At 72.1% G+C, this 17,369-nt stretch carries 17 protein-coding genes and 2 pseudogenes; 8 read left to right on the top strand and 11 right to left on the bottom strand.

Going from position 1 to position 17,369, the window contains the following annotated elements; translation table 11 throughout:
* Positions 1–2: 2 nt before the first annotated feature.
* The 7 genes and pseudogenes from uraH to JN350_RS02300 all read right to left on the bottom strand — a co-directional run bounded on the left by uraH (position 3) and on the right by JN350_RS02300 (position 5,916).
* A complete protein-coding gene (gene uraH / locus JN350_RS18855; RefSeq protein ID WP_240347675.1) occupies positions 3–323 on the bottom strand; it encodes a hydroxyisourate hydrolase in 321 nt (106 codons plus the stop codon).
* Between the two features lie 18 nt (positions 324–341).
* Positions 342–800, bottom strand: a pseudogene (uraD, locus tag JN350_RS18850) (2-oxo-4-hydroxy-4-carboxy-5-ureidoimidazoline decarboxylase); the annotation flags it as partial.
* Positions 801–985: 185 nt separating this feature from the next.
* The gene (locus JN350_RS02320; RefSeq protein WP_205463411.1) at positions 986–1,468 is read right to left on the bottom strand and encodes an FBP domain-containing protein; all 483 of its coding nucleotides are present in this window, start codon (positions 1,466–1,468) and stop codon (positions 986–988) included.
* Between the two features lie 181 nt (positions 1,469–1,649).
* Positions 1,650–2,432 carry a class I SAM-dependent methyltransferase gene (locus JN350_RS02315; RefSeq protein ID WP_205463410.1) on the bottom strand — a complete coding sequence of 261 codons (783 nt, stop codon included), beginning with the start codon at positions 2,430–2,432 and terminating at the stop codon, positions 1,650–1,652.
* 40 nt (positions 2,433–2,472) lie between these two features.
* Positions 2,473–3,384: a helix-turn-helix transcriptional regulator gene (locus tag JN350_RS02310; RefSeq protein WP_205463409.1), complete on the bottom strand. Its 912-nt coding sequence runs from the start codon at positions 3,382–3,384 to the stop codon at positions 2,473–2,475.
* Between the two features lie 114 nt (positions 3,385–3,498).
* Positions 3,499–4,758: a hemolysin family protein gene (locus JN350_RS02305; RefSeq protein WP_111083594.1), complete on the bottom strand. Its 1,260-nt coding sequence runs from the start codon at positions 4,756–4,758 to the stop codon at positions 3,499–3,501.
* A 150-nt stretch (positions 4,759–4,908) separates the two neighbouring features.
* Positions 4,909–5,916, bottom strand: coding sequence for a M23 family metallopeptidase (locus JN350_RS02300; protein ID WP_205463408.1), 1,008 nt, complete (start codon positions 5,914–5,916; stop codon positions 4,909–4,911).
* A gap of 161 nt (positions 5,917–6,077) precedes the next feature.
* Between JN350_RS02300 and JN350_RS02295 the strand changes: the two genes are divergently transcribed.
* Complete coding sequence (locus JN350_RS02295) at positions 6,078–6,572, top strand: hypothetical protein (protein ID WP_111083592.1); 495 nt, start codon at positions 6,078–6,080, stop codon at positions 6,570–6,572.
* A 15-nt stretch (positions 6,573–6,587) separates the two neighbouring features.
* On the opposite strand, the gene JN350_RS02290 is transcribed toward JN350_RS02295, so the two are convergent.
* The gene (locus JN350_RS02290; protein WP_205463407.1) at positions 6,588–8,279 is read right to left on the bottom strand and encodes a cation:proton antiporter; all 1,692 of its coding nucleotides are present in this window, start codon (positions 8,277–8,279) and stop codon (positions 6,588–6,590) included.
* 27 nt (positions 8,280–8,306) lie between these two features.
* On the bottom strand, positions 8,307–8,672 hold the full coding sequence (locus JN350_RS02285) for a hypothetical protein (protein WP_205463406.1): 366 nt from the start codon (positions 8,670–8,672) through the stop codon (positions 8,307–8,309).
* 193 nt (positions 8,673–8,865) lie between these two features.
* On the opposite strand from JN350_RS02285, the gene JN350_RS02280 reads away from it, so the two are divergent.
* Positions 8,866–11,076, top strand: coding sequence for an NADP-dependent isocitrate dehydrogenase (locus JN350_RS02280; RefSeq protein ID WP_205463405.1), 2,211 nt, complete (start codon positions 8,866–8,868; stop codon positions 11,074–11,076).
* Positions 11,077–11,316: 240 nt separating this feature from the next.
* Here JN350_RS02280 and JN350_RS02275 read toward each other — a convergent pair whose 3' ends face one another.
* Positions 11,317–11,712, bottom strand: coding sequence for a DUF3817 domain-containing protein (locus tag JN350_RS02275; protein WP_240347486.1), 396 nt, complete (start codon positions 11,710–11,712; stop codon positions 11,317–11,319).
* Positions 11,713–11,858: 146 nt separating this feature from the next.
* Between JN350_RS02275 and JN350_RS02270 the strand changes: the two are divergent.
* Together JN350_RS02270 and JN350_RS02265 are read left to right on the top strand one after the other, a co-directional pair.
* Positions 11,859–12,614 (top strand): annotated as a pseudogene (locus JN350_RS02270) (ThuA domain-containing protein).
* A 17-nt stretch (positions 12,615–12,631) separates the two neighbouring features.
* On the top strand, positions 12,632–13,789 hold the full coding sequence (locus tag JN350_RS02265; protein ID WP_205463404.1) for a PP2C family protein-serine/threonine phosphatase: 1,158 nt from the start codon (positions 12,632–12,634) through the stop codon (positions 13,787–13,789).
* A gap of 22 nt (positions 13,790–13,811) precedes the next feature.
* On the opposite strand, the gene JN350_RS02260 is transcribed toward JN350_RS02265, so the two are convergent.
* The gene (locus tag JN350_RS02260) at positions 13,812–14,255 is read right to left on the bottom strand and encodes a hypothetical protein (protein WP_205463403.1); all 444 of its coding nucleotides are present in this window, start codon (positions 14,253–14,255) and stop codon (positions 13,812–13,814) included.
* A 73-nt stretch (positions 14,256–14,328) separates the two neighbouring features.
* Here JN350_RS02260 and JN350_RS02255 point away from each other — a divergent pair, with 73 nt between their 5' ends.
* The 4 genes from JN350_RS02255 to JN350_RS02240 all read left to right on the top strand — a co-directional run bounded on the left by JN350_RS02255 (position 14,329) and on the right by JN350_RS02240 (position 17,345).
* Positions 14,329–14,979: a ScbR family autoregulator-binding transcription factor gene (locus JN350_RS02255; RefSeq protein ID WP_165932299.1), complete on the top strand. Its 651-nt coding sequence runs from the start codon at positions 14,329–14,331 to the stop codon at positions 14,977–14,979.
* Positions 14,980–15,095: 116 nt separating this feature from the next.
* Positions 15,096–15,974 (top strand): aminoglycoside phosphotransferase family protein, encoded by an 879-nt coding sequence (locus tag JN350_RS02250; RefSeq protein ID WP_205463402.1) that lies wholly within the window; start codon positions 15,096–15,098, stop codon positions 15,972–15,974.
* Positions 15,975–16,032: 58 nt separating this feature from the next.
* Positions 16,033–16,644, top strand: a complete 612-nt coding sequence (locus JN350_RS02245) for a DUF6197 family protein (protein WP_123339389.1) — start codon at positions 16,033–16,035, stop codon at positions 16,642–16,644.
* Positions 16,641–17,345: a DinB family protein gene (locus tag JN350_RS02240; protein WP_205463401.1), complete on the top strand. Its 705-nt coding sequence runs from the start codon at positions 16,641–16,643 to the stop codon at positions 17,343–17,345. The genes JN350_RS02245 and JN350_RS02240 overlap by 4 nt, the downstream gene beginning before the upstream one ends.
* Positions 17,346–17,369: the final 24 nt, after the last annotated feature.

Genomic DNA, 17,369 nt, shown 5'->3' with positions numbered 1-17,369 from the left:
GGTCAACTCCCTCGGTAGGTGCTGTAGGCGAAGGGGCTCAGCAGCAGCGGGACGTGCAGGTGCTCGGTGCCCGTGACGCGGAACGCCACGGTCACGAACGGGTGGAAGGTCGGGGTCCCGGCGGCGGCGAAGTACGCCCCGGTCTCGAAGCGCAGCACGTGGTCGGTGCGCGCGAGCACGTCGGGGCCGAGTGCTGCACGGCCGTCGGCGTCGGTCGAGCCGGTCGCGACGACGTCACCGTCGATGGTGCTGAGGGTCAGGCCGACGCCGACCGCCGGGGTGCCGGTGGTGGCGTCGAGCACGTGCGTGGTCAGGTGCGGCACGGCGAAGGTCGCACGGATGCGGTGCAGGGCGATGTCGGACAGGGCAGCGGCGGCCTCGCGCGTCTCGACCGCCGGGTCGCCCGCGAGGCGCCGGTCGAGCTCGGCCAGCAGCTCCTCGGAGGTCCGACCGGCGGCCCGCACCAGGAACACCCGCCCGAACCGCTGCTCGTACGCGGCGTTGCCGTCGGCGATCCGGCCGGCCACCTCGTCGCCGGCGGTGCGCATCGACGACTGTTCGCGGGCCGACGAGGCATCGGTCGTCCGTTCACCGATCCGCGGGTGCTGCGCGAGGGCGTGGTCGAGTTCCGGCGCACCCCACGACGCCGACTCGGCACGCGCCCGGTCGAGCAGCGCCGGCACCGTGCCGAACGGGCGCGCGGCCACCAGGGCGTCGACCCATGCGGGCACGTCCGCCCAGCGCCGGATCACCGCGGCAGCGTCGGGGGCGGTCGCGTCGTCGAGGTCGCCGAGGTCCATGTGCCGAGGCTATGGAACGCCCGTTTCACCCGCGTTACCGGGCGGTTTCCCCCGCAACGCGACCGGCGGCCCTGAAACGGTCGCGTCTGCCGGACGGGAGGCCCGTGGCGGCCCCGCCCCGCGCCTCCCGTCCGCCGTCCGTCGCGTTGCGGACGCGAGACGCCGGCGGCTCAGACCTCGGCGGCTCAGACCTCCGTGGCGAAGGACGCTGCGCGCAGCTGCAGGTCCTCGATGCGCCGCAGGCGCGCGGCCTCGACGTCGTAGCCCTCGTAGACGGGCGGCGGCAGCTTCCGGACGTTCCGCGAGCACTGGAAGTCCTGGCAGACGAGCGTGCCGACGGTGTCGCCGTTCCGTCCCGCCTTGCCGGACCGCTTCGCGCTGTAGAACACGACGTCGTTCGGCAGCTTGACGTCCTGGCACCACGAGCACTGGGCGCGCGAGCGCGACGAGGCCTCGGCCTGCCGGAACACGATGCCGATGAGCGTTCCCTCGAGCGTCGGCACGACGGCGTACGCACGCCGACCGATCTTCGGGTCGCGCCAGCCCAGGAAGTCGAGGGCGTCCCAGTCGATCCCCTCGAAGTCGGCGGGCAGCGTGATGTCGGTCGTCTCCTTGCGGGAGGCGTTGACGAAGGACGTGCGGAGGGTCTTCTCCGTGATGGGGAGCATGGTGCATCGCTTTCGAGCGGGCCCGGGGCGTGCGGACGCACACCGCACCGGGCGGAAGGAGGTCAGGGTTCGACGAGGGCGGCCGTGCCTGCGGCATGACCGGGGGCCTCACGCCCTGATGCCGGCGTCACGGGCGCCGACCACCTCCTGGAAGCTCACGCGACCAGCCTACGTCGACGTGTCAAGCGGCGGGGACGGCCGTCACCAGGACGAGGGCGCCCTCGTAGGTCGGCCGGATCCGCAGCGCCCCGTGCCGCCGGTCCCACTCGCCGGAGTCGAGCGCGGTGCGGAGGGCGGCCACCGATCGCCGTGCGGTGAGTTCGTCGACGAAGCTCCACGCCGAGTTCGCCTTCCGGGCGCCCGGGTCGAGCAGGCGTTCCGGCCGGGCGTAGTACGCCTCGGAGAAGCCGTCGACGCACGTGAACGGGATCGGCAGCGGGGTGGTCGTGACGGTGTCGTCGCCCAGTGCAGCGGCGATGCGGTCGAGCGTGGGGTAGCGACGGGCCTCGGTCGCCATCACCTCTGGTGCGTACTCGGCGAGCCAGAAGTCCTCGACGCGGGCCGGGTCGCACGTCAGGATCACGATCGGGCCCCGGGTCACCCGACGCAGCTCGGCCAGCCCGCGCTCGAGGTCGCCCCACTGGTGCACCGAGAACGTCGTCATCGCCGCGTCGAACGAGTCGTCGTCGAAGGGCAGGTCCTCGGCGGTGGCGTCGATCGCCGTCGACAGGGTGTCCGGTCGTTGGGCGCGCATCGACGCCGAGGGTTCGACGGCCGTGACGTCGCGATCGGTCGGCTCGTAGGACCCGGCACCGGCACCCACGTTGAGGACGGTGCGGGCGTCGCCGAGGGCTTTCGCGATCGCCCGGGCGAACGTCGGTTCGGGACGGCGGTACTGCCGGTAGTCCTGGCCGATGCGGGAGTAGTCGGCGTCCCCCGCTGATCCGTCCGTCGTCCTCGTCACGATCCCCACACTACGGACCGCGCACCGGGCCGACCAGCGGTCAGTCGACCGACTCGGACTCCGACTCCGCCGCGCGCAGGGCAGCGTACTGCTCGGCCCGTTCCGTCGCGGCCCAGGTGCCGAGCAAGGCCAGCGACCGCTCGGACTCGCTGCCCGGCTCGGCCGAGTACGTGAACAGGGTCAGGCCGGGGTCGGCGACCAGGTCGAGCGCCTCGTACGCCAGTCGCAGCTCGCCGACGATCGGGTGGTCGATGCGCTTCCCGCCGGCGCGCTGCAGTCGGACGTCGTGCGCGGCCCACCAGCCGCGGAACTCCTCGCTGCGCGTGGAGAGCTCCTCGACGAGCGTGATGAGTCCGGGCTCGCACGGGTTCGACACCGCGGCCGCCCGGAGCACGGCGACGGCGTCCTTCGCGGTCTGCGCCCAGTCCGGGAAGAAGTCGCGGGCCGCGGGGTCGAGGAACGTGAAGCGTGCGGTGTTCACGGGGCGCCCCGGGCCGGCGAACATGGGCGAGTACAGCGCGCGACCGAGCTCGTTCGTCGCGACCACGTCACCGCGTTCGTTCCGCACCCAGGCAGGCGCGCCGGTGATGGCGTCGAGCAGGCGCTGGACGCCGGGGCGGACCCGGGTGGGGACGGTGCGGTGCATCGTCTTGACGCCGGAGTTCGCCAGTCGGGTGAGGTCCCACAGGTGGACGCGCTCGTCCTCGTCGAGCTGCAGGGCGCTCGCGAGGCCCTCGAGCACGCTGTCCGAGACCCCCTTGAGCGATCCGCGCTCGAGGCGTGTGTAGTAGTCGACGCTCACACCGGCGAGCATCGCGACCTCGTGCCGCCGCAGCCCGGGGACGCGTCGGACCCCGCCGCCGAACGACGGCATGCCGACCTGCTCGGGGGTGAGCCGCGCTCGCCGGGAGGACAGGAAGTCGCGGATCTCGTTGCGCACGTCGATACCCATGGGGAGAGCGTACGTGGCAGCGCTGTCCGTTCGGCAGGCCCTGGCGGTACCCGCCGGGCGGACGGGAGGCCCGTGGCGGCGCCGCCACGGGCCTCCCGGTCAGCTGCGCGGAGTTCAGAGCGTGACGTCGGCCGTGATCCGCACGCGCGCCACCCGGTGACCGTCCATGGCGGTCACCTCGAGGCGGTGTCCGCCGGCGGCGACCACGTCGCCGACCTCCGGCACGCGGTCCAGGTGGACCTGGACGAGCCCGCCGACGGTCTCGTAGTCGCCGTCGGGCAGCGCCGGACCGCCGTCGGCGACGAGGTCCTCGAGCACCGTGGACCCGTCCACACCGTCGTGCTCGGCCGTGGGTTCGTCGTACTCGTCGCGGATACGGCCGACGAGGTCCTCGAGCAGCGCCTCGAGCGTGACCATGCCCGCGCTGCCGCCGTACTCGTCCACCACCAGGGCGATCTGGTGCCCGTCGGTCCGCATGTCCGCGATCGCGCTCGACAGCGACTTCGTCTCCGGCAGTGCGAGCACCGGGCGCACCAGGGTCGACACCGGTGCGGACGGGTCGCTCGGCCGGAGCAGGTCGCGGAGGTGCACGAAGCCGTCGACCTCGTCGCGTCCGCCGGAGGTCACGAGGTACCGGGTGTGCCCGACCTCGATCGCGTGGTCGGTGGCCTCGGCGATGGTCAGTGCGGCGTCGATCGTGGACACGTCGTACCAGGGGCGCATCGATTCGCGCAGGATCCGGTCACCGGCGTCCAGCGCACTCCGGGCGATCCGGCGGCCCTGCTCGTCGACGCCGGTGTGCTCGTCGACGAGGCCGCGGAGCTCCTCGGTGCTCATCGACTCGCTGCGGGCGTTCGGGTCGCCACCGAGTGCGCGGACGACGAGGTTCGTCGAGGCCGACAGCACCCAGATCACCGGGCGCATCAGGGTCGCGAAGCGGTCGAGGGTCGGCGCGACGAGCATCGAGAAGCCCTCGGCCCGCTGCAGGGCGAGTCGCTTCGGCACGAGTTCACCGAACACGAGCGACAGGTAGGCGATGACGAGGGTCATCAGCACGAGAGCCACCGTCTCGGCGGCCCCCTGGCCGAGTCCGAGCCCGGTGAACAGGGGTGCGACGTCGGGCGCGATCGACGAGGCGCCGTACGCGGCGGAGAAGAACCCGGCGACGGTCACACCGATCTGCACGGCCGCGAGGAACCGGTTCGGGTCGCGTCCGAGTTCGGCGACCCGCAGGCCACGGGAGCCCCGGCGTTCGAGCTGCTGCAGCTGCGACTCACGGAGCGAGACGAGCGCGATCTCGGCGGCGGCGAAGACCCCGCCGACGAGCACGAAGAGGATGACGAGCCCGAAGGCGATCCAGGTGTCGGCGCCCATCAGCGGGCAGCTTCCTCGGATCGACGTCGGGCGGGCGGTCTGTGGTGATCGTCCATGCCTGTGAGTCTGCACAGGGCGGCTGGGACGTCACCCCACCAGCGCTCGACGTCTGCTGTGCATCCGGGGTGCGTGCGGCGGGCGGTGCCGCGGCTACGTCGTCAGCGACCGGCCGATGCGGGCTTCGAGCCACGCCTCGGGGTCGATCGGGGTCACGCCGTCCATCAGGACCTCGAGGTGCAGGTGCGCGCCGGTCGAGACGCCGGAGGAACCCACGAGTCCGATGAACTCGCCAGCCTCGACCTGGTCGCCGACCTTGAGCGGTGACGACCCCGGGATCATGTGCCCGTAGAGCGTCGACACCTGGCGGCCGTCGATCTCGTGGTCGATGATCACGGCGTTGCCGTACGAGAAGTACGTGCCCGAGATCCGGACGGTGCCCGCGGCGACGGCACCGATGGCCGTGCCCATCCCGGGCGTGAAGTCGAGGCCCTGGTGCAGCGAGGAGCACGCGCCGCACGGTGCCGAGCGGTAGCCGAAGCCCGAGCTCATCTGCACCGGGCCGGGGAACGGGGAGCGGACCGCGCCGCCGTACGAGACAGCTTCGCCGGCGATGCCACTCGTGTCGGCCGTGCCGCCGGTGGTGACGACCCGGCGCGTCGTGCCGCCACCGACGGTGAACCCGTCGCGGTCGAGCCCGGTCGCGGTGACCGCCTGGGTGACCGCGTAGTCCTGGGTGCGCACGATCGGCGCGATGGTCGAGGTCGCCATCGAGGTGCCGGCGCTGGCGTGGGCGGGCATCGCCGAGGCGGCGAACATCGCGATCGCAGCGGCCGCGCTGGTCAGGGTGATCCGTCCGGCACGACCGGACCGGGAGGCCCGTGGGGCCTTCGCGACGCTCGTCACGGCGGCAGCGGGGCGGCGGACCACGCGCGTGATGCGGGTGTCGGCGTGCTCGGTCGTCGCGCGGGCTGCGGTGGCGCGGCGGCCGACGGGCTTCGCGACCTCGGCCGGCTTCGCAACCTTCACTGCCTTGGCGGGCTTCTCCGCTCGGCGCTGGGGCTTCCGGGCTGCGGCGCGCTCGGCCTCGAGGGCAGCGCGACGGGACAGGTGCACCACCGGGGTCTCCGGGTGCTGGTCGAGTTCGGGTGCAGTCGTCATGGCCGCCCACCATTCTGCACGACTCTGTCGCTTTGTACAGGCCTCACCGTGATCTTTTCGTTACCGCGGGGCTGGGAGGCACCTGATCACCGCGGGCCCCGACGTCCCCCGACCGTCCGACATCGGTACCGTCGTGGGAAAGCGACGGAAGGACCCGCACCATGGCCCGATCGCCGCGAGAGCGGCCCGCGCAGGTCGACCTCGGCACCGCCGACGTCGTGCTCGCCGGCACCCAGGAACTCCTGCCCGTGCTCCGCGCCGCCGCGGTGCGCGCGGGCATCGACGCTGCCCGCATGCGGGTCATCGGGGTCGACGACCTGCCGGACCCGGAGGAGACCTGGGACGCCGAACTCGCGGTCATCGCGATCCGCCGCCCCGGTGACGACCCCGCGTTCCACCGTGCGCAGGCAGCAGCCGAGCTCATCGATCCGCTGCTCGTGCCGCACGCGGTCCGGATCGTGGTGACGGTCTCGGGACTGACACGGCTCGCGCCCAAGGTCGAGCGCACCCTGACGTCCGAGGTGCTCCACCAGATCGATGCCGCATCGGCGCCGTCGGGGTTCGAGCGGCCGTTCCGCAGCATGCGGATGCGGCTCGGGCTCGCAGCACTCCGGGCGGCCGGCGTCCGGGTGTTCCGCGTGTCGATCGGCACCTGACCGGCGGGACTGCCGTCAGCGGGCAGGTGCCCCACGGAGCTCGAGGGCGATCTGCTCGGCGTCGAGGTTCTGCAGCATCGACTCGAGCACCTCGGCGTCGAAGGAACCGTCGTCGCGGGCGTCGAGGATCGCCGCACGCTGCGCCTCGAGCACCGCGAGTCGTCGCGCCTTCTCGCGTCCCATCCACGCCCGGAGCTCGGCCGGGTCGGCTGCCTCGAGTTCTTCGCGTGCCCGAGGGCCGGCCTCGCGGGTCCCGGGGACGTCCTCGGCCGCCGTCCGCATGAGCTCGAGCAGCCGCTTGCGCTCCTCGGTGTCCTGCGCCGACGTGTCGGGTGCGGGGGCGGCGATCCGACGGAGCAGTGGGCCGATCGTGCCGCCCTGGACCACGAGCGAGAGCAGTGCCACCGCGAACGCGATGAACACCAGGAGCGATCGTTGCGGCGTCCCTTCGGGCAGGGTCTGGGCGGCGGCGACCGTCACCGCCCCGCGCATGCCGGCCCAGACCACGGCGGTGCCCTCGCGCCAGCCCAGCGGGGCCTTCGTGTAGTAGGCGATGTCCGCCAGGGTGCGGCGGACGCGTGTCGTGAACCGGTCGAGTTCGCGCTCCGAGGGCGCTCGGTTGCCCGGCCGGTGCTCGCGGATCACCTCGCTCATCGCGTCGCGGTCGCCGGCGTGCATCTCGGCGAAGCGTTCCTGCATCCGCTCGCCGCGCTTGGCGGCCGCCGACAGCGCGAACAGCAGCGGGACGACGTACGCGGCCCGTACCAGCACGGTGAGCACGAGGGCCCCGACGGCGATGAGCAGCGCCGGACCGATGCCCGCGTGCTCCCGCTGCACGTCGCCGAGGATCTTCGCCAGCTCGAGCCCCATCGTCAGGAACACCGCACCCTCGAGCACGAGCTCGATGGTCTGCCAGTTCTGCGCGTCCGACAGTCGGTGCCCCGGCGGGAGCCTGCGCGGTCCGACGATGCCGGTGAACAGCCCCGCGACGACCGCGGCCACGAGCCCGGACCCGCCGAGGAGTTCAGTCGGCACCGCCGCGACGAACGGCACCGCGAAGGACAGGGCCGTGTTCACCGCGGCGTTCGGCACCCGGGCGCGGACGAACACGTTCACCCAACCGACGAACCAGCCGATGACCACGGCGATGGCGACGGCCCTGGCGAAGTCGCCGAGCGCACCCCAGAACGAGAACGATGCACCAGCGGTGAAGACGGCCGTGCGCAGGAGCACCAGCGCGGTGGCGTCGTTGAGCAGCGATTCGCCGTCGAGGATCGAGATCGCCCGGCGCGACACCGAGGTCTGCTTGACGATCGAGGTGGCGACGGCGTCGGTGGGACTGACGATCGCGCCGAGGGCGATGCCCCACCAGAACCCGAGGTCCGGCACCACCCAGGCGAAGAACAGGCCGAGCACCAGGCTCGACGCGATGACGAGCAGCACCGACAGGCCACTGATGGCGCCGAACTCGCGCCGGAAGTTCATCGACGGCATCGACACCGCCGACGAGTACAACAGCGGCGGCAGGACCCCGGCGAGGATCCACTCCGGCTCGATCTCTGCGTCCGGGATGAACGGCAGCAGGCTCGCGATGATCCCGACGACGACGAGCACCAACGGTGCCGCGACCCCGATGCGGGGCCCGAGCACGGCGGCACCGGCGATGGCGATCAGGGCGATGACGCCCACGACGAGGAGTTCGGTCACCGGTCCAGCGTGGCACCGTCCGTGCGATCAGGTCCCGTCGGGCTCACCGCTGTGGACTACACCCGCCTGGACCGAGGGGTGTGGAGGGGCGGTGTGGGCGACGACCGCGACGCTGCCGACGGCGAGCACGAGCGCCAGCGCCCCGGCGCTCACTGCTGTGCCGATGCGGCGGAGTCGGGAGCGTCCACCGCGGTCGCGTGGGGCGAACCGTGCCAGTCCGCGGCGTGGTTCCGGCCCGACGAGCCACGGACCGGATCCGTCGACGTCGTACGAGAACGGCCCGGAGCCGTCCGGGGCGTACCGGTACGGGCCGCTGCCGTCCGAGGCGTAGGCCGAGCGGAGGTCCTCCGCGGTCCACCCGAAGTCCTCCGGTGTCGCACGTGTCGTCGCCATGATCGCCCTCCTGCGGCTCTGGAACTGCGGAAGACCAGTCCACCGAGCATTCCTATGAGCCGACAGTGCGCCTCCGGGACGTCTGCCGAGTACCTGCCGGACGCAGGCCGGACCATGTATCTTGATGTCGAGACATCCCGCACCACGAGTAGCGTGGACGTACCGACGGTCGAACAAGGGAGTACCCGCCAGCATGGCCAAGATCATCTACACCCTCACGGACGAGGCACCGTTCCTCGCCACCCACTCCTTCCTCCCGGTCATCCAGGCCTTCGCCGGCACCGCTGGTGTCGACGTCGAGACCCGCGACATATCGCTCGCCGGCCGGATCATCGCCCAGTTCCCGGAGCGGCTCACCGACGAGCAGCGCGTGGACGACGCCCTGGCCGAGCTCGGCGAGCTCGCGAAGACCCCCGAGGCGAACATCATCAAGCTGCCGAACATCTCGGCGTCGATCCCGCAGCTCAAGGTCGCGATCAAGGAACTGCAGTCGCAGGGCTACGACCTGCCCGACTACCCGGACGAGCCCACGACGGACGAGCAGCGCGACGCTCGTGCCCGCTACGGCCGCGTCCAGGGCAGCGCCGTCAACCCCGTGCTGCGCGAGGGCAACTCCGACCGCCGCGCTCCCCTGTCCGTCAAGAACTACGCCCGGAAGCACCCGCACCGCATGGGTGCGTGGAGCAGCGACTCGAAGACGAACGTCGTCACGATGGGCGTCGACGACTTCCGCTCGAACGAGAAGTCCTGGATCGCCCCCGCCGACGACGTCCTGACGATCACGTTCGTCGCCGAGGGCGGCGAGACCCAGGTCCTCAAGCAGTCGATCCCCGTCGTGCAGGGCGAGGTCGTCGACGGCACCGTGCTGCACGTCGCGGCGCTCGAGGCCTTCCTGCAGGACCAGATCCAGCGCGCCGCGGCCGAGGACATCCTGTTCTCCGTGCACCTCAAGGCGACGATGATGAAGGTCTCCGACCCGATCATCTTCGGCCACGTCATCAAGGCCTTCTTCCCGTCGGTGTTCGAGCGCTTCGGTGCCGACCTGGCCGCCGCCGGGCTCACCCCGAACGACGGTCTCGGCTCGATCCTCGCCGGGCTCGACGCCCTGCCGAACGGTGCGGAGATCAAGCAGGCCTTCACCGACGGCATCGCCGCGGGCCCCGAGCTCGCGATGGTCGACTCGGACAAGGGCATCACGAACCTGCACGTCCCGAGCGACGTCATCGTGGACGCCTCGATGCCCGCGATGATCCGCACGTCCGGCCACATGTGGGGCCCGGACGGCGACGAGCACGACACCCTCGCCGTGATCCCGGACTCGAGCTACGCCGGCATCTACCAGACCGTGATCGACGACTGCCGCGTCAACGGTGCCTTCGACCCGGCGACGATGGGCTCCGTGCCCAACGTCGGGCTCATGGCGCTGAAGGCCGAGGAGTACGGCTCGCACGACAAGACCTTCGAGGTCCCCGGCGCGGGCGCCGTCCGCGTGACGAACGCTGCCGGTGACGTCGTCATCGAGCACGACGTCGAGCCCGGTGACATCTGGCGTGCCTGCCAGACCAAGGACGTCGCCATCCGCGACTGGGTCAAGCTCGCCGTCACCCGTGCCCGCGCCTCGGAGACCCCGGCCGTCTTCTGGCTCGACGAGACCCGTGCGCACGACGCGAACCTGATCGGTCTGGTCCGCCAGTACCTGGGCGAGCTCGACACCGAGGGCCTGCAGATCGAGATCCTCTCGCCGGAGGACGCCATGCGCTTCTCGCTCGAGCGCATCCGCCGCGGCGAGGACACCATCTCCGTCACGGGCAACGTCCTGCGCGACTACCTGACCGACCTGTTCCCGATCATGGAGCTCGGCACCTCGGCGAAGATGCTCTCCGTCGTCCCGCTGCTCGGCGGTGGTGGCCTGTTCGAGACCGGTGCCGGTGGTTCGGCGCCGAAGCACGTGCAGCAGCTCGTGCAGCAGAACTACCTGCGCTGGGACAGCCTCGGCGAGTTCCTGGCCCTGGCGGTCAGCCTCGAGCACCTTGCCGGTGTGACGGGCAACGAGCGGGCGAAGATCCTCGGTGAGACGCTCGACCGTGCCACCGGGACCTTCCTCGAGCAGGACAAGTCGCCGGGCCGCAAGCTCGGCTCGATCGACAACCGCGGCAGCCACTTCTACCTCGCCAAGTACTGGGCGGAAGAGCTCGCAGCGCAGACGACGGACACCGAGCTCGCCGCGTCGTTCGCCGAGATCGCGGGCAAGCTCGACGCGCAGGAGCAGCAGATCGTCGAGGAGCTGAACGGCGTGCAGGGCCACCCGGCCGACATCGGCGGCTACTACCGTCCCGACGACGCCAAAACGAGCGCGGTCATGCGCCCGTCCGCCACGTTGAACGCGACGCTCGCCGCGCTCTAGACGCACGCGCCTGACGGACGGGAGGCCCGGTGCCAGCCGGCACCGGGCCTCCCGTCCGTCGTCCGCGCGCGTGCGCCTGCCCGCTCCGCCCAGTCCCCGCCCGGTCGCGTCCCGTGAGGTTCCGAAATCTCGGCATCTCGCGCCGCGCACGGCCCGTTTTTGGAACCCCGGCGAACCTGAGCGGCATGTTGTGGAACCTCGCGACGGCGCGCCCTCGCGACGCCAGAGCCAGAACGAGGCTCAGGAGCGCGGGACGGGCGGGCCCGCCGCCAGCAGCACCACGAAGACCAGGGCGACCGCCGCGACCCCGATGACGACCGCGACCGCGGGGCGACGCACCACGAAGAACAACAGACGGTCCCAGAAGCCCGAGCGCGCGTCGGGTGAGCGGCGCCACGGGCCCTCGAGCATGCCGCGTCGGGCGACCGCGACCTCGAACGGCACCGTGGCGTACGGCACGACGGCACTCGCCCAACCGAGCACGAGTGCGCCGGGGGTCCAGCGCTGGTTGACCGCGACGACGGTCGTCACGACGAGGTAGGCCAGGAACACGAAGCCGTGCACCCCGCCGCCGATCCGGACGCCCCAGTCGCCGGCGTCCAGGCCGTACTTGAGCACCATCCCGGCGATGAGCATGGTTTAGGTCACGAGTTCGGCGACCGCGGCGGCACGGAACAGGGAGCGGGGAGTCATGTCCACATCGTCGCGGACGCGTCCCGGGAAACTCCCGACACTCCGGTGGTCGTATCGATTCGACGCCCGGGGAGGCTAGCGTTGGAGCCATGTCAGTGCCGACCGAGAACCGTCCCCTGAACATCGTCGTCTGGAACGAGAACGTGCACGAGACCCGCGGTGACGCGACGGTCATCGGGCACTACCCCGACGGCATGCACACCGTGATCGCGGCAGCGCTCCGTGAGCACCACCCCGACGCCACCGTGAGCACCGCGACGCTGCAGGAGCCCGACCACGGCATCACCGCCGAGCGACTGGCCACGACCGACGTCCTGTTCTGGTGGGGCCACGCCGCCCACGACGAGGTCAGCGACGCCGTGGTCGACCTGGTCGTCGACGCGGTGCACGCCGGCATGGGCTTGGTGGTGCTGCACTCCGGGCACTACTCGAAGCCGTTCAAGCGCCTGATGGGCACGACCTGCTCGCTGAAGTGGCGCAACGACGGTGAGCGCGAGGCTCGTCTGGACGGTCGCCCCCGAGCACCCGATCGCCGCCGGGGTCCCGCACCCGATCGTGATCGAGCGCCAGGAGATGTACGGCGAGTACTTCGACATCCCGCGCCCCGACGAAGAGGTGTTCCTGTCGACCTTCGCCGGCGGCGAGGTCTTCCGGTCCGGGGTCGCCTACCGCCGCGGTCTGGGCAAGGTCTTCTACTTCTCCCCGGCGACCAGGAGTACCCCGTCTACCACCACCCGGACATCCAGCGGGTGCTGTCGAACGCGGCGGCGTGGGCGGCCCCGGTGTCCGAGCGGCGCACGCTCAGCGCCGACCCCCACCCGCGGGACTGGTTCCTGACGGACTGAGCGGGTAGACAGGGCGTGTGACCAACCATCTCGACGGTGCGGACCGACGCACCGCTGTGATCGAGGCGCTCGAGGTCTTGGGGGCAGGCCCCGAGGAGCGTTTCGACCGCATCACCCGCATGACCCACGAGGCGTTCGGCGTGCCGCTGACCTTCCTCAACCTCGTCCACAGTGACGTCGTCACGTCGCAGTCGACGTTCGGCTGGCACCAGGGCTCGAGCGTGCCCGCGAGCGAGCAGTTCTGCGCGACGACGGTGCTCAGTCCGGAGCCGATGGTGATCCCCGACACCTCGCTCGACGCCCGGTTCGCGCACACCGCGGCGGTGGTGGAGCACGGGATCCGCTTCTACGCGGGGGCGCCGCTGACGATGCACGACGGCACCAGGGTCGGCACGCTCTGCATCATGGACGCGACCCCGCGCGAGCTGTCGGTCGAGGACCTCGAGCTGCTGCGTGACCTCGCCCGTTGGGCCGAACGGGAGCTCGGGCACGCCATCGACCGCAGCCGGGTCAACCGTGTGCTCGAGGGGCTGGTGTCCGAACCGGTCGACGTCCCCGGGTACGACCTGGACACCCTCGCGATCCGGCGTGAGCCGGGCGGCGGGGACGTCGCCGACTGGCGGCTCGCCACCGACGGTGTGCTGCACGTCACCGTGGGCGGCCTGTCGGCAGCGGGACGAGCGTCGGGTCTCCTCGCCTCGGCAGTGCGCGGTGCCGTGGTGGCGCGCACCGAGACCGTCATGCAGGACGCGATCGGCGGCCTGGAGGCCCAGATCACCGCCGACCTGTCCGCTGCGGACGCCGTCGGCTCGCTCTTCCACCTGCGGCTCGACCCGACGTCGGGGCACGTCGACTTCGGGGACGCCGGGCACGGCCTCGCGGTGCTCGTCCGCGCCGACGGCACCAGCCGGGCGCTGCACTCGCTCGACCTGCCGCTCGGCCTGCAGCCGGAGTCCGTGCCGCGGTCCCCCGCAACGCTCGACCTGGCGGCGGGCGACCGGCTGGTGCTGTGCACCGAGGGCGTCCTGGCGCTCGAGGGCATCCGGCACCTCGACGACCTGGCCGACCTGGTGCGGTCCGAGCCGACCGGTACCGCGGCGGTCGAGCGTATCCGCGCGCTCGTGCCGGCGGACAGCCGCCGGGACGTCACCGTCGTGCTGCTGCGCCGCCGCTGAACGACGTGCCGCTGCGCCGCCGTCAGGAGCGGAAGCGGTCCTGCCGTGATCGCGGTGCGCCCGTCAGCGCGACGACGAGCAACGTGGCCAGCATGCCGAAGCCCGCGAGCTCGATGCCGAGGCCGGCGAGCTGCCAGTAGGCACTGCCGACCACCTGCGGTTGCGTGATCGACTCGGGCCACCACGCGTCGATCAGCGGGAACGAGCCGGGGAACGGGTCGAGGCCGAACACCACGAGCCCGCCGAGCAGCAGCACGACACCGAGCAGCGCCATCGCACCGCGGGAGCGCCCGAGCATGTGCACGACGAGCGCGGCTGCCATCCCGGCGAGCCCGACGACGGCGATCAGGAACGCGAGCACGACGATGGTCTGCGGCGCGAGGGCCACCCAGTCCAGCACCGCGATCGGCAGCAGTAGCCACCGTCCGGTCCGCGCCCACCGCGCGGGGTTCCGCCATCCGTCCATGGCGGCCAACCGTAGGGCACCCGCCCGGACGCGGGCCGTGCGCAGCCTCGGAGCGGACTACGATCGGCAGGTGATGGCCCAGGACGGACGCACCCGGCAGCAGCGGGCGCTCGAGACCCGCGCGGCGATCATCGGGGCCGCGGCCGCCGAGTTCGACGAGCGCGGGTACCTCGGCGCGTCGATGGACGGCGTCGCCGAGCGGATCGGGCTGACCAAGGGCGCGCTGTACTTCCACTTCGCGTCGAAGGCCGACCTCGCCGGCGCCGTGATCGCGCAGCAGCACGAGGTCTCGCGGCGCTACGGCGAAGCCGCGGTCGCCCGGAGCCGGACGCCGCTCGAAGCACTCATGTGGATGTCGCAGGGACTTGCGACCCAGATGGTCACCGAGGTCGTCGTGAGCGCCGGCATCCGTCTGTCGACCGAGGTCGCGACGCACGACGTCCCTCGTCAGGACCCGTACACCGACTGGATGGCGCTCATCGCACAGACCGTGCGCCAGGCGATCGACGCCGGCGAGGTCGACCCGCGGTGGGACCCGGAACTCGTCGGACGCGTCGTCATCCCCGCGTACACGGGTGTGCAGACGGTGTCGGACGTGCTCGCCGACCGCACCGACCTGTACGAACGCCTGCGGGAACTCTGGACGGTGCTGCTCGCCGCGCTCGTCACCGAACGCCTCCGGCCAGAGGTCCCGCGACTCGTCGCCATCATCGCGCCGGAATGACGCGGGTCCCCCCAGGGAAACACCCACGTCACCGCTCCACGAGGATACCCAGCGGTCGGTTTCCGCACCCGCCCCCGTTCGCGGGCATGTGTCCACCGGCCCACTAGCCTGAGCCGGTGCCCACACCACCGGCAGAGGTCGACGTCGACGTCCCACTCGTCCGGGCCCTGCTGCGAGACCAGCACCCCGACCTGGCGGACCTGCCGCTCGTGGTCGTCGCGAACGGCTGGGACAACGTCATCGTGCGGCTCGGCGACGAGTACGCCGTGCGCTTGCCGCGTCGGGAGCTCGCGGCACGCCTGGTCGAGCACGAGCAGCGGTGGCTTCCGGAGATCGCGGCCCGCGTCGCCCCGGTCGTCCCGGTGCCGGCTCCGGTGCGCGTGGGCCGTCCGGCGCTCGGGTACCCCTGGTCGTGGAGCATCGTCCCGTGGCTCCCGGGAGCACCCGTCGGTGAGCGTGCTGCCGGTGTCCGGGTCGCCGGGGCCCTCGCGGAGTTCGTGCGACTGCTGCACGTGCCGGCGCCGGCTGATGCTCCGGCGAACCCGTTCCGTGCGGTGCCGTTGGCGACGCGCAGCGACGCCGTCCTGACGCGACTCGCCACGCAGGACGTGCCCCGGGCCGTGGAGCTGGCAGCGGTCTGGCGGACCGCGGCGGCGTTGCCGACGCACACCGGGCCTCCCGTCTGGGTGCACGGCGACCTGCACCCGTTCAACCTGCTCGTGGACCGCACGCCGGACGGCGACGAACGCCTGTCGGCGGTCGTCGACTTCGGCGACGTGACCTCGGGGGACCCCGCCGTCGACCTCGCCACCGCCTGGCTGACGCTCGACCGGGAGGCCCGCCACGCGTTCCGGACGCTGGTCGCCGCTCCGGACGTCACCTGGGGACGCGCGCGCGGGTGGGCGATCGCGCTCGCCTCGGCGCTCGCGACGTCCGACGAACGCGCCTTCCGGAGCGTCGCGCGGCGCAGCATCGACGCGGTGCTGGACGGCTGAGACCCCGCGGGGCTATCGTGACCGCACCATCCGTGCACAGCCGATCGGAGGGGCCCTCATGACCCTCGAGTTCCGCGTCCAGCACGACGTCGCCACCGACGCCTCTCCCGCCCCCACCCGATCCGAGCGAACCGGCCTCCGCGGGTTCCTCGACCGCCTCGCCGAGCGCCGCGCCGCCGCACGCGTCCGACGGGTCGAAGCCCGGCTGCAGGAACTCGGCGAGCTCGAGCACCTGCTGTCCGACGCGCGTGGCGTCGTCGAACGCGGCTGGATCCAGCACGCCTGGTTCGCGTACCTCGACGAGCACGGCCGGATGCGGAAGGCCACGAGTGCCGCCGCGATGGACGTGCAGGGGCGGCCCCTCGTCGCCGCCTGCCTGGTCGGCGCGGTCGTCTCGGCCGCCGGCGGGCCGCACGCCGTGCACTCGCCGCGGGTCCAGCACTCGCTCGACCTGGTCTGGCACGCGCTCGCCGTGGACGAAGGTGCGCCGGTGCTCTGGTGTCCGGCACCCGACGTCCGGATGGGCCGCGTCCGCGACCTGACGAGCTGGAACGACGCCCCAGCGCGCACCTCGGCCGAGGTGGCCGGACTGCTGCTCACCGCGGAGCGTGTGGCCGTGCAGGAATCGGCACGCCTGCAGGACGTCGTGGTGGCACGATCGAGGGCATGAGCAGCACCGACGCCGTCCCCGAGGTCCACCCCGCGACGACCACCGGTCTCGCGTCCAGCGGGAACTCGGTCCTGTCGGACGAGGGCGCGTCGTCGGACACCGATCCCCTGGCCTCGGCCGCTGCGGTGAAGCGGACGCTGCACCGGTACCTGCAGAAGCACCGCGCCGCGCTGCTCGGCAAGCTCGACGGCCTGGCCGAACGGCAGGCCCGCTGGCCGGTGACCCCGACCGGCACGAACGTGCTCGGGCTGGTGAAGCACGTCGCCGGTGTGCAGGCCGGGTACTTCGGCGAGGTCTTCGGTCGGCCGCTGCCCGACGCGCCCGCCTGGCTCGAGTCGGAGGACGGCGAGGACATGTACGCGACGTTCGACGAGACCCTGGACGACGTCGTGGCCTTCCACCACCGCAGCGCTGCACACGCCGACGCGACCATCGAAGCGCTCGATCTCGACGCCCGCGGCACCGTCCCCTGGTGGCCGGAGGAGCACCGCGAGGTCACGCTCCACCGCATCCTGGTGCACATGGCGTACGAGACGGCCCGGCACGCGGGGCACGCCGACATCGTCCGCGAGATGCTCGACGGACTGGCGGGCGACGGGGACGGCAACCTGGCCGACAAGAGCCCCGAAGCGTGGGTCCTCTGGCGCGAGCAGCTCGTCGACATCGCCGAGCGGTCCGGCCTGCGGGGCCTGGCCATGTAGCCGATGGCCCCTCACGATCGTTAC

Source organism: Curtobacterium sp. 24E2 (assembly GCF_016925595.1).
GTDB lineage: Bacteria > Actinomycetota > Actinomycetes > Actinomycetales > Microbacteriaceae > Curtobacterium.
The sequence above is the reverse complement of the archived record's forward strand: the minus strand, read 5'-3'. Positions and strand labels throughout refer to the sequence as shown.

What these genes read in the sequence shown, in the direction of transcription:
- JN350_RS02320 (WP_205463411.1), bottom strand. Translation starts at nt 1,468, where the DNA reads ATGCTCCCCATCACGGAGAAGACCCTCCGCACGTCCTTCGTCAACGCC.
- JN350_RS02310 (WP_205463409.1), bottom strand. Translation starts at nt 3,384, where the DNA reads ATGGGTATCGACGTGCGCAACGAGATCCGCGACTTCCTGTCCTCCCGG.
- JN350_RS02305 (WP_111083594.1), bottom strand. Translation starts at nt 4,758, where the DNA reads ATGGGCGCCGACACCTGGATCGCCTTCGGGCTCGTCATCCTCTTCGTG.
- JN350_RS02300 (WP_205463408.1), bottom strand. Translation starts at nt 5,916, where the DNA reads ATGACGACTGCACCCGAACTCGACCAGCACCCGGAGACCCCGGTGGTG.
- JN350_RS02295 (WP_111083592.1), top strand. Translation starts at nt 6,078, where the DNA reads ATGGCCCGATCGCCGCGAGAGCGGCCCGCGCAGGTCGACCTCGGCACC.
- JN350_RS02285 (WP_205463406.1), bottom strand. Translation starts at nt 8,672, where the DNA reads ATGGCGACGACACGTGCGACACCGGAGGACTTCGGGTGGACCGCGGAG.
- JN350_RS02280 (WP_205463405.1), top strand. Translation starts at nt 8,866, where the DNA reads ATGGCCAAGATCATCTACACCCTCACGGACGAGGCACCGTTCCTCGCC.
- JN350_RS02275 (WP_240347486.1), bottom strand. Translation starts at nt 11,712, where the DNA reads ATGCTCATCGCCGGGATGGTGCTCAAGTACGGCCTGGACGCCGGCGAC.
- JN350_RS02260 (WP_205463403.1), bottom strand. Translation starts at nt 14,255, where the DNA reads ATGGACGGATGGCGGAACCCCGCGCGGTGGGCGCGGACCGGACGGTGG.
- JN350_RS02255 (WP_165932299.1), top strand. Translation starts at nt 14,329, where the DNA reads ATGGCCCAGGACGGACGCACCCGGCAGCAGCGGGCGCTCGAGACCCGC.
- JN350_RS02245 (WP_123339389.1), top strand. Translation starts at nt 16,033, where the DNA reads ATGACCCTCGAGTTCCGCGTCCAGCACGACGTCGCCACCGACGCCTCT.
- JN350_RS02240 (WP_205463401.1), top strand. Translation starts at nt 16,641, where the DNA reads ATGAGCAGCACCGACGCCGTCCCCGAGGTCCACCCCGCGACGACCACC.